Below are 15,185 nucleotides of genomic sequence, written 5' to 3' on the forward strand. Positions count from 1 at the left end.
ACAGAACCAGGCTGCTTCCATGAGCAGTTCTGTTCCGCTGGCGTTTCTTTCCTTAATGATAATCGTTAGTTAACTGGCTTAAGCCAAGTCTTCCCCATTTGAGGCAATCACTTTTTTGTACCAATAAAAGGATTGCTTTTTGCTGCGGGCTAATGTGCCATTGCCTTCATTGTCGCGATCGACATAGATATAGCCATAGCGTTTCTTCATTTCTCCGGTTCCTGCAGAAACCAAATCGATACAGCCCCATGAAGTATAGCCCAACAGTTCCACACCGTCTTGGTCAATCGCTTCTTTCATCGCAGCGATATGCGCACGTAGATAGTCGATGCGATACACATCATTGATTTTTCCATCTTCGTTTGGCGTATCCACCGCTCCTAGACCGTTTTCGACGATGAAAAGCGGCTTTTGGTAACGATCATAGAGATCATTCATCGTGATTCGCAAACCAAGCGGATCAATCTGCCAGCCCCATTCTGACGCTTCTAAATACGGGTTTTTAATGGTCGGGAACAAGTTGCCTTCCGTTTTCTCAACACCGGAATCTTCTGAAGCAGCAACCCGAGAGGCATAGTATGAAAAGGAAATAAAATCGACGGTATGGGCTTTTAATAAAGCCGCATCTTCGGCGGTTCGTTCCAAAGTGATTCCTTTATCAGCTAGCATCTTCAAACCATAATTTGGATATTCTCCTCGCGATTGCACATCGATAAAGAAATAGTTGCCGCGATCGCTTTTTTTGCTTTCCCAGACATCTTTCGGATTGCAGCTGTAAGGATAATAACTAGCCGCAGCCAGCATACAGCCAACTTTATTTTCTGGATCGATCTCGTGGGCGATTTTTGTTGCCAACGCACTTGCGACTAACTCATGATGAGCAGCCTGGTATTTGACTTGTTCTTCATTTTCGCCTTCAGCAAAGGTCAGCCCTGCACCGAGAAACGGGGCATGCAAGATCATATTGATTTCGTTAAAGGTCAGCCAGTACTTCACCAATCCTTTGTATCGAGTGAAGATCGCTCGACAAAGGTTTTCATAAAAGGTGATCATCTTACGGTTGCGCCAACCGCCATATTCTTTGATCAAATGGATCGGACAGTCAAAATGCGTGATCGTCACCAAGGGTTCGATTTGGTATTTACGGCACTCTAAAAAAAGTTCTTCATAAAAGCGCAAGCCTTCTTCATTAGGGGTTTCTTCATCCCCCTTCGGAAAAATTCTTGACCAAGCAATCGATAAACGATAGGTTTTAAAGCCCATCTCCGCAAACAAGGCGATATCTTCTCTGAAATGATGGTACATATCGATCGCTTCTTTGGCTGGATAGAAATACCCTTCTTCAAAGGCAAGCATCTCACGCTTTCCGGTAATAACTGCTCGGCGGTCCTTGCCAGTCGGAATTACATCGACATTGGCAAGCCCACGCCCGCCTTGATCAAACCCGCCTTCACATTGATTGGCGGCTGTTGCACCGCCCCATAAAAAGTTTTTTGGAAATCCCATGTCTTATTCTCCTTTTTTAGCCGATCACTTTGATGATTTGATCGCCAAACGTAATCGGGCCACTGTTAGCCGTCAAAATGTCCCCCACTTCAGTACTGTTGGTGATAACGATCGGCGTGATTACTGGATAGCCTTTTTCTTTGATAAATTCAATATCAAACGTAATCAATGGATCCCCGACTGATACTTTTTGCCCTTTTTCTGCTTGATAGGCATAGCCTTCGCCATTCAATTGCACCGTATCGATCCCCACGTGGATCAACAGCTCAATGCCTTCCTCACTAGTCAAGCCAATGGCATGTTTTGAATCAAAGACTGCTGTGACAGTCCCGTTTACTGGAGCTAGCACTTCTCCGACGGTTGGCTCAATCGCTACCCCTTGGCCAAGAATCTCTTCCGAAAACATGCCGTCATTGACTGCTTGCAAGCTTTTTAGTTCCCCTTTTAAAGGTGCTTTGATCTCTGCGCCGCTGATTTGATGTGCGGGTTCTTGCTCTTTGTCTGCCGGTGTTGCTTCAGGTGCTTCTTCTGTGACAGGGTCTTTGTATAAGAATAATGTCGCAATAAATGTGATCACGATACTGATTGCCGCACCGATACAAGCATTGGTCAAATGACGTAAGGTGTCATCGCCGATATAGCTTGGCAAAGTCAACAGGCCTGGTGATCCGCCTGAGAAATTGCGGACACGCATGATCCCCATAAATAGACCACCAAATCCGCCACCGATCATTGCTGCATACAAGGGTGTTTTAAACCGCAAATTGACCCCATACAACGCCGGTTCAGTAATGCCGAATAGCCCAGTCAGACCAGCAGAAAATGCCAGTTGTTTGATCGTAGAATCTTTTGATTTAAAACCAACGCCGATAGCTGCAGCTCCCTGACTGACGTTTGAAGCCAGCATGCCAGGGTAGATCACTGTGTCATAACCTGTGGTCATCCGGTTGTTGATACCGATAGGAACCAATCCATAGTGGGTACCAGTTGCCACGAACAATGGTGTGAAGGCGCCAATCAGTAATGGAACGATCCATGGGCTAACCGTTTCTAAGGCTTGGATCCCTGTAGAGATCGCTTCACTGATCATGTAGCCTAGAGGGCCTAAAGCAACTAATGCTACTGTCCCTACGACGAAGATCGTTAGCAACGGTTTGCTGAAGAATTTGATTGCTTTTGGCGAGACTTTATCGGCGATCGGTTCAACGTAAGACATAAACCAAACACTCAAGATGATTGGGATAACCGATGATGAATAACTCACTGGTGAAATCGGCAAGCCGAATAAATGGATGCCGCCGCCTGCCTCATTGACTGCTGTCACCATCGCGATAAAGTTCGGATGGAGTAAAATCCCCCCTACCATCATAGCTAAATACATATTGGCTTTGAATTTTTGTGCAGAAGAAGCAGCCAGCAAAATCGGCAAGAAGTAGAACGCCGCATCCGCCATAAAGTTTAATATTTGGTAACTTTGACTCTCTGCCGTCAAGACATTGAAGACCACTAGCAATGAAAGAACCGCTTTTAGCATCCCAGCTGCCGTGATGGCTGGTAATATTGGAGTGAAGATCCCGGTGATCGTATCGATGACTTTCGCAACACGTCCGCGATCGTCTTCTGCTGTTTCTTGGTCACTGTTTAAATTGGTTTGGGCAGTGATTTCGTTGTAGACATTGCCAACATCACTGCCGATGATTACTTGGTATTGCCCACCTTTATTGACCACACCCATGATCCCTGGTGTATGTTTTAAAGTACTTTCTTGGGGTTTGCTATCATCTTTCAAGTTGAAGCGCAAGCGTGTCGCACAATGGGTCAAGCTTTGGATATTTTCTTCCCCACCAACATTGGTGATGATCGTTTTTGCTAACTCTTTGTAATTCATGTCGTTCCTCCTATTTTGGTCTTTCGCTTGTTTTTTGTGTGTCAAACCATAAAAAAATACCTAAACAAACCCCTTGGGAGTTCATTTAGGTATAGCCTGCCAATCCAGTAACAATCCTAAGCACTTGTTATTCGTTTGATGTGTATAGTTAAATAGATCAATTCGTCTTCTTCTAACGGTCTACCGAATTCTTTGTTGATGTAGTCACTGATTTTCAACGCACACGCATATTCCTTCATGTAGCGGTCTTTCAACATAAAAATAAAACTGCCGGTTCCTGCATCATCGAGCTTTGTACCGCTGAATAAGCGCTGGACAAAAAATTTCAAATGGGTCACAAAGCGTTCGTAGTTCAATGAATACTCATCAAGCTCCATTGAAAAATGATATTTGACGATGTTTAGGATATGCTGAATGATCTTCGCCATTTCCGATACTTGACTGACCTGCGCCATATCCAACTCAGCATTGACAATGTGCAGAGCAATGAAGCCGGCTTCATCTTCCGGCAGCTCGATCGCCAAGCGATTTTTAATGATCGATAACGCTTCTTTGCCAATGAGGTATTCATGGTTATAAAACCGCTTGATCTCCCATAGCAAGGCATTTTTAATTTCCATGCCGTTTTGATAGCGCTCGATAGCATAATTGATATGATCGGTCAGCGTCAGAAACAATTTTTCGCTCAACTTTTTCCCAAGGGAAACTTTTGCAAAACTGATGATCTCATTCGCTGCTTGAATATGTTCGATAGGGATAGAAGAAAGTAATTGGGTTAGTTTTGTGACATTCCACTCTTGTGTACTGAGATAGACTTTTTCAATCTTGGTATCGTCGATCGCATCGCCCGGCTTTTTCTTAAAGCCTAAGCCTTTGCCCATGACGACCAATTCTTGTTTTTCCTCATTCTCAGAAATCACAATGTTGTTATTGATCACTTTTGTTACGTTCATTTTAACGACCCTATTCTTCTTTAGATTTCTTCACACAAAAAAATAGGTATAGCCCGCCTAAAGCGGTAACAATCCTCAGAGCCAGTGTAGCATGAGAAAAATCACTCGTCAATGGGGATTTTCAACCGCTTGTTTAAAAGCAGAAAACAGCGCTGCTGCCATTTGACTCTTTGGCAGAACGCTGTTCACTGGTTTATAAATCACTAGCTCTCTTGATGAGAGGTAAAATTAGATACGGTTTTCGTGGTCAGCAGTTTTAACTAAGTTTGCTCCCACCATACCACCGATTGACGTAAGAGCGAGTCCTAAGACCATTGCCACAAAGCCCCAAATAGACGCTTTGGCTGTTGCATCACTTGCTTCTTCCGCTTTTTGACGAGCGTCTTCCACTGCTTGGTCAATGTCTTGTTTGGCTTGTTCAAGATTTTGTTGTGCATTTTCGATTTGTTTTTGTGCTTCATCAGAAGCATCTTGTAAGCCGTTCACGATATTGTTCGTTGCTTCTTCCGCTTCTTGTTGGCTTAGATCTGTGTTTTGAGCCACTGCATTTGTGATTGCTTCTTTATCGACTGAATCACCGATCGTTGTAGCACGATCTTGTAATTTGCTTGCTAAATCATCAATGATTTTATCCGCATCATTTGGATTGGTTGCAATGTCTTTGCCGGCATCTTTGATGTCGTTCGTCGCATCAGACAATTGATTTTGCAAGTAGTCTGGTTGCAATTCAGGAACATCGGTATCTTGTAAAACATCATTGACATTCGCTTGTAATTCATCTGTATTGACGTCTTCCATGTTTCCTGTTATTTCATCGAAGGCTTTTGAAGCGACATCGCCAGCACCTGAGGCAACTGTTTCAACGCCACTGCCAACAGCAGAAGCAACGTTTCCTAAAAGTGAACCGACTACAGAAAATGCACCGATCGTTAAGTAAGAGAGCATAACCATCATCACGATCATACTAGTTGCCCATGTTAAGAAACCATGAACCAATCCAACACGTCGAGCCGCCACACCTGAAACAAAACCAGCACCGAATAATGCCAAGACAAAGGTAATGACTGTCCAAATCAATAATCCTGTACCCACACCATCTAATGGATTATTTGATGTTGGTTCCACCAAACCAAAACCGATTGCTGAGCCGATCATTGACAGTGTCATGAACAATGCGATAAATGTTACGACCCCTGCAAAGATAGAACCCCAAGACAAATTATAGCCTGCCTCCCGCTCATCTGAACCTAAATAATTTCTGAATCCTTTTTTCATCATTACATCCCCTTTTTGTTTTTTTAACCTGTATTCAGTCTAACAACTGATTGTTTTTTTATCAATCAACTCGACTTGCGCTATCTTTTTGTAAGAAAAATGAATGATTCTGAATTGTTTGACTATTTATTAAAATAAAACAAAAATTCATTCGTGTATTTTAACTAAAAAAATCTTTCCACGCTCTTTCTTCCGATTACAGGCTTGTTTCTCAAATTCTTCTCTTGATTCGCTATTTTGAAGCTAACAAGGTTTCATTAGAGAAAAAAACAGCTTTTCTCAACGTGACCCAAATGAGTGGCAATCGCGAAAAACCACCTTTGCCCAAGGCAAAGGTGGTTGTCTGCTTATTATTCTTCATTTAGTCGATCTGGCATCATGTTTTCCATAAAACCCCAAACGCCATTTTGTAATACGAGTTCCTCACGTTCGTAAGTAGAAACCGTGGTGCGGATCAACTCATCTTGACCGTCTAAGACTTTTTGTCCCCAATGAGGATCGATCAACAATGCCCGCCCCACTGCAACAAAATCTGCATGTTCTAGCAAGCCCGCGGCATCTTTCGACGTTCGGACATCCCCTACACCAATCAAAGGAACCCGCTGAGCGATTTTTTCATAGACATACGCCAACATTGATTTTTCTTGATACGCTTTTGAAATCGATTTACGGGTATAATCCGCAAGAGAAATGTGCAGATAGTCTAATCCTTTTTCTGCCAGTTGGTCCACTAAGAACAACGTATCTTCAAAGCGAATCCCTGGTTCTTCGAATTCTTCCGGTGAAAACCGATAACCGACGATAAACTCCTTCACACCTGATTGGTCTACTGTTTCCAATACTTCATCGACGAGCTTCTCGATAAAACGATAACGGTTCTCTAGTGAGCCACCCCATTCATCGGATCGACGATTTGAGTGAGGAGAAAAGAATTGTTGGATCAAATACGTATTGGCTCCGTGGAGTTCTACGCCATCAAACCCCGCCTTGATCGCCCGTTCGGTAGCTTTTTTAAAGTTTTCAATAATCGCTAATATCTCATCCACCGTAACTTCCCGGGGAACTTGGGCATTTGGTCGTTCAGCTGCAACCGCGCTGGCGGATATGGGTTGTGTGCCTCGTAAAACTGAGTCATCCGTCATCCGACCGGCATGAAAAATCTGTAAAATGGCTTTGGTCCCATTTGTTTTGATGGTGCTGGCTAATTTGCTTAATCCAGGTAAAAAGGCATCGTCATAAGCGCCTAATTCCCCTTCCCAGCCCTTGCCATCTTCTTGGACATTGGCTGCCGCTGTGATGACTGCTCCGACTTCCCCAGAGCGTAAGCCATAGTAAGCCAACTCATCTTTCGTAATCACCCCATCAAAGAAGGACATCTTGGTCGTCATTGGTGCCATAATGATTCGATTTTTCAACTGTAATCCGCGCTTAAATGTTGCTTTGTCTGTTACATTTCGCATGGGTTTCCCACCTTTTCCATTGGATTCATTTCGCTTTGTAAATCTGACTGGCTTGGTTACCTAAGGAGATCCTTAAAGCAAATCGGTGCATTTTTTTCTCTTTTACCAAAATATACATGCACATGCATCTATATTACAAAAGAATCTAGGAGAAAACAAGTGAAAACATCTTTAGTCTAGCATTTCCTCTAAGACTTTTTCAAAAACGACTTTAGAACGCTGCAGTTTCTTTTCCCCTGATTGGGTCAAATCAATATAGATCCCCCGCTTATCCTCTTGACAAGAATGCCGTTCGATCACACCACACAAATTGTCTTCCATGCGCATGATCATGCGTGACATCGCACTTTGACTCAAATCAAAATGGGCGATCAAATCGTTGAGGCGCATGCTATGATTGGGGGTCTTTTCTAAGTAATAAAGCACGTAATACTCATTCAAAGACAGATTGCTTTCTGCTTTGAGGGCTTGTTCCAAGCGAGCTTCGATCGCTTGATGCTGATTCGTGAAGGCTAACCATTGGCCCATCCGTTCTTTTTCCATCCTCTTCACCACCCCATTCTCCTATACCAAGGTATTTTAATCTAGATCCCTGCGTTACGCAAGCCGCCAGAAAGCTTCGCCAGTATGACTGATACTTTATTATACAAAACTAGCCAGCTGCTGCGGACGTTAATGAATATTTTATGATAGAATTGACGAAAAATTCAGCAAAAACTTCCTATTCTTTTTCAGTGTTCTGGTTTACAATATCTTTAACATTAAAGAATATTTAAACGCTATGTCAGCAAAATTGTGCATTTCGACACAATAGTTTGCTTATTTTAGATGCTTTAGTATTCTAAGGAAAGGATGAAGTAAACAATGAAAAAAACATTTTCTTTGATTGGGACACTGACGCTCGTCAGTTTGGGGCTTTTGACAGGCTGTAACAACGAAAAAGATACCGCGCAATCAACAAGCGAGCTAAGTCAGAGTCGTGTGTCTACTGAAAGCAAACAAAGCACGACGACGCAAACGACTGAAAGCAGCTCCTTAGCGTCAAGCTCCACTTCAAAAACTTCAACCACAAGCCAGCAATCGACGGATCACTCTGACGCAACGCAAACAACAGCAAGCTCAGTATCCGCCAATGAGTTTCCATATGCCGTTGATCTTTCCCAATATGGCCCTTCACTGACTTTTTATTTCCATGGCGTCAATGTACCAGATGCTGTCACGATTCAAAACACGAGTCCTTTGATCATTTCGATCGGCGACAGCGCAAGCTATGAAGCACAAGTCGATACGATCGCAACAAAAGAGATTCGCGTGTTTTCTGCGAAAAACAATGAGATTCGCACAGTAAAAGTGAACACTCAGTTGACCTTTTCGAAAGGGATCACTTCCAATGGAAATCCTGATTTTAACCAAAACCTGTACCTATTTACAAATAAAGAGGGTGGTCTATCTTTAATCACACCAAATTATGCGGGGAATGTCAGCGATGACCAACGAGATGTGATGTTAGAAGTACTTCAATAAACGAAAAACAGGGAAACGAAGCGTGCTTCGTTTCCCTGTTTCGTTACCCGATCATCACGGTTTCATCAGGATATTTGTAGCCAGCTTCTTGTTTGTTGGCGTTTTTCATCAATGAAAAAGCAACGGTCATGATGCCGACTCGACCAATGAACATCAAAAAAATGATCAGTAGTTTGCCAAAAACCGACAAGTAAGGCGTCAACCCCATGGTCAACCCCACGGTTCCAAAAGCGGAAAAAACTTCAAAGGCAATGGTTGGCAACCCAAAGTTTGGGGTTTGCGGCATACGCTCAGTGATCGACAATAAGAAAATCGCTACGAAGCATAACGTCAAGGTAAGGAAGAACAACGTAAAGGCACGCGATACAGCAGATTCTTTGATCGTGCGACCGAACACTTCCGCTCGACTGCGCCCTTTCAATAAACTGCGGATCTTGATGATCAAGACTGCAAACGTCGTTGTCTTCAATCCCCCAGCCGTTGATCCCGAGGTCCCGCCGATATACATTAAAATCATCGTCAGCATCAAGCCTGCTTGACTCATTTGTCCGTAATCAATACTGAAAAATCCCGCGGTTCTTGGGGTGACCGCTAAGAAGAGGTATTGGAAAAAACGTTCGATGACCGAGTCACCCGTGATCAACTGTGAATTGGCTTCGGTCAAAAAGAACCCTGCCGTTCCAAAAACCACCAAAACGATCATAGCGATCCATGCCAAGCGGCTATGCAGGGACCGTTTTTTGGACGCCGTATGCAGGAGATCGAACCAAACGAGAAACCCAAGACCGCCGGCAATGATCAAGAAACTGATAATCCCCAGCACAAACGGGTCATTTTGAAACCCTACCATGCTGTTTCCGAACAAATCAAACCCAGCATTACAAAAGGCCGAGATCGCATGAAAAACACTGTACCAAAGGCCTTGCTCCCAACCAAAACGGGGCACGAATGCAAAAGCCAGCAAGATAATCCCGCTGACTTGGATCAAAAAGGCGATCCGAATCAGGTACCATGCCAAATGGATCTCTCCAGACATCCGATCCAGATTCAATGATTCCCGCAAAATCATCCTGGTACTAAGATGGACTCTTTTTCTCGCCAAGATGTAAAAGAAGACGGGAATCGACATGAAGCCGATCCCACCGATCTCAATCAACATCAGCAAGACCCCTTGGCCCCAGAGATTGTAATGGTCGGCTACTGTCAAGGTCGAAAGACCCGTCACGCAAACAGCCGATGTGGCAGTAAACAGTGCATCTAAAAAGTTGGTACCTTCACCACTTTGGGTGACAGCCGGCAGCATCAGTAAGCCAGTTCCTGCCAATATCAACAAAACGAAGACCAGTGTGACGATCTGCGGAATCAAAAAGCGTTGCGATGCCAGCTTTTTTTTCAAACGATTTCTTTTTTTCATTTTCATTTCCTTTGACCTTTTGCAAAAACCAATGGCTTGGTAATCCTAGTTTATTGCAGTTGTTTTTCACTTATCATACCATTTTATTTTGATTTATTCTTCACTTTGATCATTCTTGTTACGTTTGCTCGTTCATTTTCTTCCAGCCGCATTTTGATTCCATAAATGGCTTCTTCCAGCTCGGGAATCGTCAAATATTCTAGGGCATTGACGCGTCGGCGAGTACGTTCGATTTCCCCTGCCATCAATTGACAGGTCTTTTCGATTTCCGTTAGCTCCAACAGCTTCGGCATGGCGTCGGTAAAACGGGCGACCGCATTATCTAACGGAACATTGGAATTCAAAAAGCCATATTCGATCGGCGCTTGCATCACCGTATCGTCATAATCAAAATGCATCACTGGCACTTCCACACTCATGATATTTTTCGTGGATAACTCAAGGGAGACCTCAGTTGCTGGTAAAATAAACATTTCTTCAATGTATTTTTCATTGATCGTGGCATTGGCTAAGCGAAATGCCTTCATGGCACGCTGCAATTGTTCTTCTACTTCTTTACGCAAGTGGTCATTCTTTTTGATCAATTCAATAAATTGACGCATGAGTTCGTCTTGTTTGTCTTTTAATAATTTATGTCCGCGTTTGGCCGTCGCCAATTGTTTGCTGAGGCGCGACAGCTCCATGCGGGTTGGATTAACGGTTTTTTGCGCCATTGTTCTCCTCTCCCGGTAAGTATTCCGCCAGTAAGGCATCGCTGATCCGCTTCAGTTCGACTTTTGGCAGCATCGCCAACAAGTCCCACCCTAATTCCAAGGTTTCGATAATCGAACGGTTGGTGCGGTACCCTTGGTTCAAGTATTCATTTTCGAAGCGTTCTGCAAATTTGGCATAGGTTTTATCTACTTCCGACAATGCCGATTCTCCTAAAACGACTGCCAATTCCTTGGCTTGCTTTCCTTGAGCATACGCAGAAAACAACTGGTTCATCGTTGCGGCATGGTCTTTGCGTGTCTTGCCTTCGCCGGTCCCTTTATCTTTTAACCGTGACAATGACGGCAAGACATCGATGGGCGGCTGGATGCCGTTTTTATACAAATCACGAGACAAGATGATTTGTCCTTCGGTGATATAGCCGGTCAAATCGGGAATCGGATGGGTTTTGTCATCTTCTGGCATGGTCAAAATCGGCAGCTGGGTCACTGAACCTTTCAAGCCGCGAATCCGTCCAGCACGTTCATATAACGTGGATAGATTGGTATATAGATACCCAGGATAGCCGCGACGTCCTGGCACTTCACGACGAGCAGAGGAGATCTCCCGCAAAGCTTCACAGTAGTTGGTCATATCCGTCATGATCACCAAGACATGCATGCCCTTTTCATAAGCCAAGTATTCGGCCGCCGTCAGTGCCATTCGGGGAGTAGCGATCCGCTCGATCGCTGGGTCATTGGCTAGATTCATAAAGACGACAGAATGGTCGATGGCGCCCGTTTGACGAAAATCTTCCATGAAATATTCAGCTTCTTCAAAGGTGATCCCGATGCCAGCAAACACAACAGCGAAATCATCTTCTGAATTCAACACTTGTGCTTGACGCGCAATTTGCGAAGCCAATTCTTTATGAGGCAGACCAGATCCAGAAAAAATCGGTAGCTTTTGTCCCCGAACGAGCGTATTCAAGTGGTCGATCGATGAGATCCCCGTTTGAATAAACTCATCAGGATAATCCCGCGCTGCTGGATTAATCACTTCGCCGTTGATGTCCATAAATTTTTCTGGGACGATCTCTACTCCGCCATCCTTGACCCGACCTAAGCCGTCAAAGACTCGCCCGATCATTTGCTCGGAAACGCCTAATTCCAAAGGATGTCCTAAAAAGCGGACCGCAGATTCCCGCAAATTGATCCCGCCGGTTCCTTCAAAAATTTGGACCAACGCTTTGTCTTCTTGGATCTCAAGTACTTGTCCTTGCCGCGTTTCGCCGTTTTGCATGCGGACTTCGATCAACTCTTCGTATTTGACACCGGAGACGCGATCGACGGCCATCAATGGTCCGACGACTTCTCCAATCGTTTTATATTCCTTGATCATCAGTGCGGTCTCCTTTCTGTAAAATTTCTTTCATCGTTGCTTTGATCTCTTGATGCAAAGCAGGAATTTTTGCTAATTCTGCTTCAGGCAGGTACTTCATACGTGCCACTTTGTCTCGCAATTCTTCGGTCCCTGCATAGATTTCTGAAAGATACGCACCAAGTGTCAACGCATCTTCCGCTTCTTTGTGGAGCAGCAAGATCGTTTCCAGCATTTTGAACTGCTTTTCACGAGAGGTAAACGTATCAACGTCGTCAAAAGCGTTTTGCTGCAAGAAATCTTCTCGCAAAGACTTGGTGGTTTCTAGCAATAACTGATCTTTTTCGGATAAAGCGTCGATGCCGACAAGTCGAACGATCTCTGACAACTCAGATTCTTTTTGCAGCATCCGCATGGCTTCTGTTACTTGTTTGGACCAATCTACTTGCATTTGTTGGTCCAAAAAGGCACCCAATTCGTTTTCGTATAAAGAATAGCTCTTCAACCAATCGATCGATGGAAAATGACGCTTTTGCGCTAAGGTGGCATCTAAGCCCCAAAAGACTTTAACGACCCGCAACGTATTTTGGGTAACTGGTTCTGAAATATCACCGCCTGATGGTGAAACAGCGCTGATGGCAGTGATGCTGCCTTCTTGATCAGAACCTAAGCAAATCGCTTTTCCAGAACGCTCATAATACTCTGCCAAGCGGCTGCCTAAGTAAGCCGGATACCCTTCATCCCCGGGCATTTCTTCCAGACGACCAGACATTTCCCGCAGTGCTTCTGCCCAACGTGAGGTGGAATCCGCCATGATCGCCACGGAATACCCCATGTCTCGGAAGTATTCCGCAATCGTGATCCCAGTATAAATCGACGCTTCCCGAGCGGCTACCGGCATATTGGAGGTGTTAGCGATCAACACGGTTCTCGCCATTAAAGATTCACCACTGCGAGGGTCGATCAACTCTGGGAACTCGTTCATTACATCGGTCATTTCATTGCCGCGTTCGCCGCAGCCGACATAGACGACTAGGTCGACATCCGCCCATTTGGCGATTTGGTGCTGAACGACAGTCTTCCCTGCACCAAAAGGTCCTGGAACGGCTGACGCCCCGCCTTTAGCGATTGGAAAGAAGGTGTCGATCACTCGCTGGCCAGTAATCATTGGTTCGACTGGATTCAGTTTTTGCTTTACAGGACGACTATGACGAACGGGCCATTTTTGCAGCATCGTGAAAGACCGTTCTCCTTTGGGTGTATCTAAAACATAAATCGTTTCATCGATCGTAAATTCCCCCGCATAAACAGCCTTGACTGTTCCTGAAACGCCATGAGGAACCATGATCTTGTGATTGATCAATGGTGTTTCTTGCACGGTGCCGATGACCATCCCGGTACTGACTGCCGCGCCGACTTCCACAGTCGGTACAAAAGGCCACTTTTTCTCATGATCCAACGCAGGCAATTGCACCCCACGCGTCAAGAAGTTACTTTGGGTGACAGACATGAAGGTTTCTAAGGGACGTTGGATGCCATCAAACATTTGTGACATGATCCCAGGCGCCAATTCTACGGATAGCGGTTCACCGGTGGTTTCGACTGTTTCACCAGGTCCGATCCCGGACGTTTCTTCATAGACTTGGATCGAAGCGACGTCGCCGCGCATTTCGATGATCTCACCGACCACGCCTAAATCTCCTACATAACAGATATCTTCTAAACTTGCATGGCCCATATTTTTGGCTAACACCAATGGACCGGATACTTTAATAATTGTTCCTTTTTCCACAACATCGGCTCCTCTCTATAGTATGTTTTGCCCAACTGCTTTTTCGACATTTTCTTGAATCATTCGTTTGCCGATTCCTCGGGAACCATCGTAATCAGGGATCAAGATGACTGCAGGTGTCATTTTTTGTTGGACTTTTGCTAATTCATCGGGAATCAGCTCTGCACATTTTTCAGTCAGGTAGATGATCGTACTGTTCTTCATTAATTTTGCCAGCGCCTGCTTCACTTCTTTTTCTTCCGAGGCATAGCAGACCTGAAAGCCAAATAGTTGAAAAGGAATGACGGATTCTTTCTCGCCGATCACGCCGATTTTATGAGTCATAGTGCCGCATCCTTTCTCTGATTTGTTCTTCCGTAAAGCCGCTGCGTTTGCCTACCAGCAAGATACGCAGATTTTGCAGTTCCAAAACCTTAGCATTCAAAAATGCGAGTAAAGGCAGTGGTCCTAAAGCATCCGTTTGAGCTTGACCATAGCTTTCTGTGATCAAATTGTCTTGTAAAAGTGCCAAGCCAGCAAAGTCGATCACCTGTTCATGAATCAAAGGCCGCAACACTTCCTGATAATCACTTTCTAATAAGAAGGCTAAAAAGTCGCTATAGGACGCATCCGCAAACGCTAAAAATTCTTCTTTCGGGATACTGCCGACACTCACTAGGACTGCCTCCATAAAACTGCGCGATCGTTTTTGAAGTACACAACGAGCGGCGATCGTCATATTGGTCAGATCGATCATCTTGATGACAGCTTCTTGTAGCTCAGGGATCTTGATTTCATCTGCCAGTCGCCGTTGTTCATGTAAATACCGGCGATCGTAAATGATATCGATGCCTTGCAGCACGGCGCCGCCTTCTAAGTACTCCCGCACCTCTTGGATCGTAGTCACGATTTTCTCAGGCAATACCTCTGAGGTTCCCGTTTTGATGGCGGTCCGACACTCATCGATCGTGTAAAAACCATCTTCGATCAGTAGATGATTATAATCTTTTTTAGTGACTGACTCTTTGGTCAAGACTTTTAGATTATGGAAAGTAAAAGGCATCATATACAGTCGGAGGATCTCTTGATCAGGAACCAGCTCGGCCAATTCTTTGATCGTCTTTAACAATTCTTCATCGAGATAGGTTTCGAATCGTTCATGAAAATCTGGCTTCAAATAGCGTTGATAATGGGTCTGCTGCAAGACAGCTTCGACTTCAGCAAACCCTTTTGCCGCAATCATTTGCTCGACTTCTTGCGACTTTAACAACGTCATCTCTTTCAGCCGAATGATTGGATTCAATTGATGATAGTTCCTCATGGA

General features: G+C 44.5%; 13 protein-coding genes. 1 reads left to right on the plus strand and 12 read right to left on the minus strand.

Features of this window, described 5'->3' with window-relative positions; all coding sequences use genetic code 11:
* Positions 1-78 precede the first annotated feature (78 nt).
* The 6 genes from IGJ17_RS11090 to IGJ17_RS11115 all read right to left on the minus strand — a co-directional run bounded on the left by IGJ17_RS11090 (position 79) and on the right by IGJ17_RS11115 (position 7,625).
* The gene (locus tag IGJ17_RS11090) at positions 79-1,506 is read right to left on the minus strand and encodes a 6-phospho-beta-glucosidase (RefSeq protein WP_016613531.1); all 1,428 of its coding nucleotides are present in this window, start codon (positions 1,504-1,506) and stop codon (positions 79-81) included.
* Between the two features lie 16 nt (positions 1,507-1,522).
* On the minus strand, positions 1,523-3,394 hold the full coding sequence (locus IGJ17_RS11095; RefSeq protein ID WP_429961390.1) for a beta-glucoside-specific PTS transporter subunit IIABC: 1,872 nt from the start codon (positions 3,392-3,394) through the stop codon (positions 1,523-1,525).
* A gap of 116 nt (positions 3,395-3,510) precedes the next feature.
* Positions 3,511-4,347, minus strand: coding sequence for a BglG family transcription antiterminator LicT (gene licT / locus IGJ17_RS11100; RefSeq protein WP_005234912.1), 837 nt, complete (start codon positions 4,345-4,347; stop codon positions 3,511-3,513).
* Positions 4,348-4,575: 228 nt separating this feature from the next.
* Positions 4,576-5,622: a hypothetical protein gene (locus IGJ17_RS11105; RefSeq protein WP_181154896.1), complete on the minus strand. Its 1,047-nt coding sequence runs from the start codon at positions 5,620-5,622 to the stop codon at positions 4,576-4,578.
* 350 nt (positions 5,623-5,972) lie between these two features.
* Positions 5,973-7,082: an NADH-dependent flavin oxidoreductase gene (locus IGJ17_RS11110; RefSeq protein ID WP_086296968.1), complete on the minus strand. Its 1,110-nt coding sequence runs from the start codon at positions 7,080-7,082 to the stop codon at positions 5,973-5,975.
* 171 nt (positions 7,083-7,253) lie between these two features.
* Positions 7,254-7,625, minus strand: coding sequence for a MarR family winged helix-turn-helix transcriptional regulator (locus IGJ17_RS11115; RefSeq protein ID WP_016613534.1), 372 nt, complete (start codon positions 7,623-7,625; stop codon positions 7,254-7,256).
* A 321-nt stretch (positions 7,626-7,946) separates the two neighbouring features.
* Between IGJ17_RS11115 and IGJ17_RS11120 the strand changes: the two genes are divergently transcribed.
* Positions 7,947-8,606 (plus strand): hypothetical protein, encoded by a 660-nt coding sequence (locus IGJ17_RS11120; RefSeq protein WP_016613535.1) that lies wholly within the window; start codon positions 7,947-7,949, stop codon positions 8,604-8,606.
* A 43-nt stretch (positions 8,607-8,649) separates the two neighbouring features.
* Here IGJ17_RS11120 and IGJ17_RS11125 read toward each other — a convergent pair whose 3' ends face one another.
* The 6 genes from IGJ17_RS11125 to IGJ17_RS11150 all read right to left on the minus strand — a co-directional run bounded on the left by IGJ17_RS11125 (position 8,650) and on the right by IGJ17_RS11150 (position 15,182).
* Positions 8,650-10,026, minus strand: coding sequence for a TrkH family potassium uptake protein (locus tag IGJ17_RS11125; RefSeq protein WP_196044075.1), 1,377 nt, complete (start codon positions 10,024-10,026; stop codon positions 8,650-8,652).
* A 77-nt stretch (positions 10,027-10,103) separates the two neighbouring features.
* Positions 10,104-10,733, minus strand: coding sequence for a V-type ATP synthase subunit D (locus IGJ17_RS11130; protein ID WP_008378868.1), 630 nt, complete (start codon positions 10,731-10,733; stop codon positions 10,104-10,106).
* Positions 10,714-12,111 carry a V-type ATP synthase subunit B gene (locus tag IGJ17_RS11135; RefSeq protein WP_061054381.1) on the minus strand — a complete coding sequence of 466 codons (1,398 nt, stop codon included), beginning with the start codon at positions 12,109-12,111 and terminating at the stop codon, positions 10,714-10,716. Before IGJ17_RS11135 ends, IGJ17_RS11130 begins: the two co-directional genes overlap by 20 nt.
* Positions 12,095-13,882, minus strand: coding sequence for a V-type ATP synthase subunit A (locus IGJ17_RS11140; protein ID WP_429961391.1), 1,788 nt, complete (start codon positions 13,880-13,882; stop codon positions 12,095-12,097). The genes IGJ17_RS11135 and IGJ17_RS11140 overlap by 17 nt, the downstream gene beginning before the upstream one ends.
* A 15-nt stretch (positions 13,883-13,897) precedes the next feature.
* Positions 13,898-14,206 (minus strand): V-type ATP synthase subunit F, encoded by a 309-nt coding sequence (locus IGJ17_RS11145; protein WP_005225570.1) that lies wholly within the window; start codon positions 14,204-14,206, stop codon positions 13,898-13,900.
* Positions 14,196-15,182 carry a V-type ATPase subunit gene (locus IGJ17_RS11150; protein ID WP_061054382.1) on the minus strand — a complete coding sequence of 329 codons (987 nt, stop codon included), beginning with the start codon at positions 15,180-15,182 and terminating at the stop codon, positions 14,196-14,198. The genes IGJ17_RS11145 and IGJ17_RS11150 overlap by 11 nt, the downstream gene beginning before the upstream one ends.
* Positions 15,183-15,185: the final 3 nt, after the last annotated feature.

This window comes from Enterococcus sp. DIV1096b (assembly GCF_050498765.1).
In the GTDB taxonomy this organism is placed as follows: Bacteria; Bacillota; Bacilli; order Lactobacillales; family Enterococcaceae; genus Enterococcus_D; species Enterococcus_D entomosocium.

Bases quoted from the DNA above. Each gene is read 5' to 3' on its own strand.
- IGJ17_RS11120 (WP_016613535.1), top strand. From the start codon at position 7,947: ATGAAAAAAACATTTTCTTTGATTGGGACACTGACGCTCGTCAGTTTG.
- IGJ17_RS11125 (WP_196044075.1), bottom strand. From the start codon at position 10,026: ATGAAAATGAAAAAAAGAAATCGTTTGAAAAAAAAGCTGGCATCGCAA.
- IGJ17_RS11145 (WP_005225570.1), bottom strand. From the start codon at position 14,206: ATGACTCATAAAATCGGCGTGATCGGCGAGAAAGAATCCGTCATTCCT.
- IGJ17_RS11135 (WP_061054381.1), bottom strand. From the start codon at position 12,111: ATGATCAAGGAATATAAAACGATTGGAGAAGTCGTCGGACCATTGATG.
- IGJ17_RS11090 (WP_016613531.1), bottom strand. From the start codon at position 1,506: ATGGGATTTCCAAAAAACTTTTTATGGGGCGGTGCAACAGCCGCCAAT.
- IGJ17_RS11105 (WP_181154896.1), bottom strand. From the start codon at position 5,622: ATGAAAAAAGGATTCAGAAATTATTTAGGTTCAGATGAGCGGGAGGCA.
- IGJ17_RS11115 (WP_016613534.1), bottom strand. From the start codon at position 7,625: ATGGAAAAAGAACGGATGGGCCAATGGTTAGCCTTCACGAATCAGCAT.
- licT (WP_005234912.1), bottom strand. From the start codon at position 4,347: ATGAACGTAACAAAAGTGATCAATAACAACATTGTGATTTCTGAGAAT.
- IGJ17_RS11095 (WP_429961390.1), bottom strand. From the start codon at position 3,394: ATGAATTACAAAGAGTTAGCAAAAACGATCATCACCAATGTTGGTGGG.
- IGJ17_RS11110 (WP_086296968.1), bottom strand. From the start codon at position 7,082: ATGCGAAATGTAACAGACAAAGCAACATTTAAGCGCGGATTACAGTTG.
- IGJ17_RS11150 (WP_061054382.1), bottom strand. From the start codon at position 15,182: ATGAGGAACTATCATCAATTGAATCCAATCATTCGGCTGAAAGAGATG.
- IGJ17_RS11130 (WP_008378868.1), bottom strand. From the start codon at position 10,733: ATGGCGCAAAAAACCGTTAATCCAACCCGCATGGAGCTGTCGCGCCTC.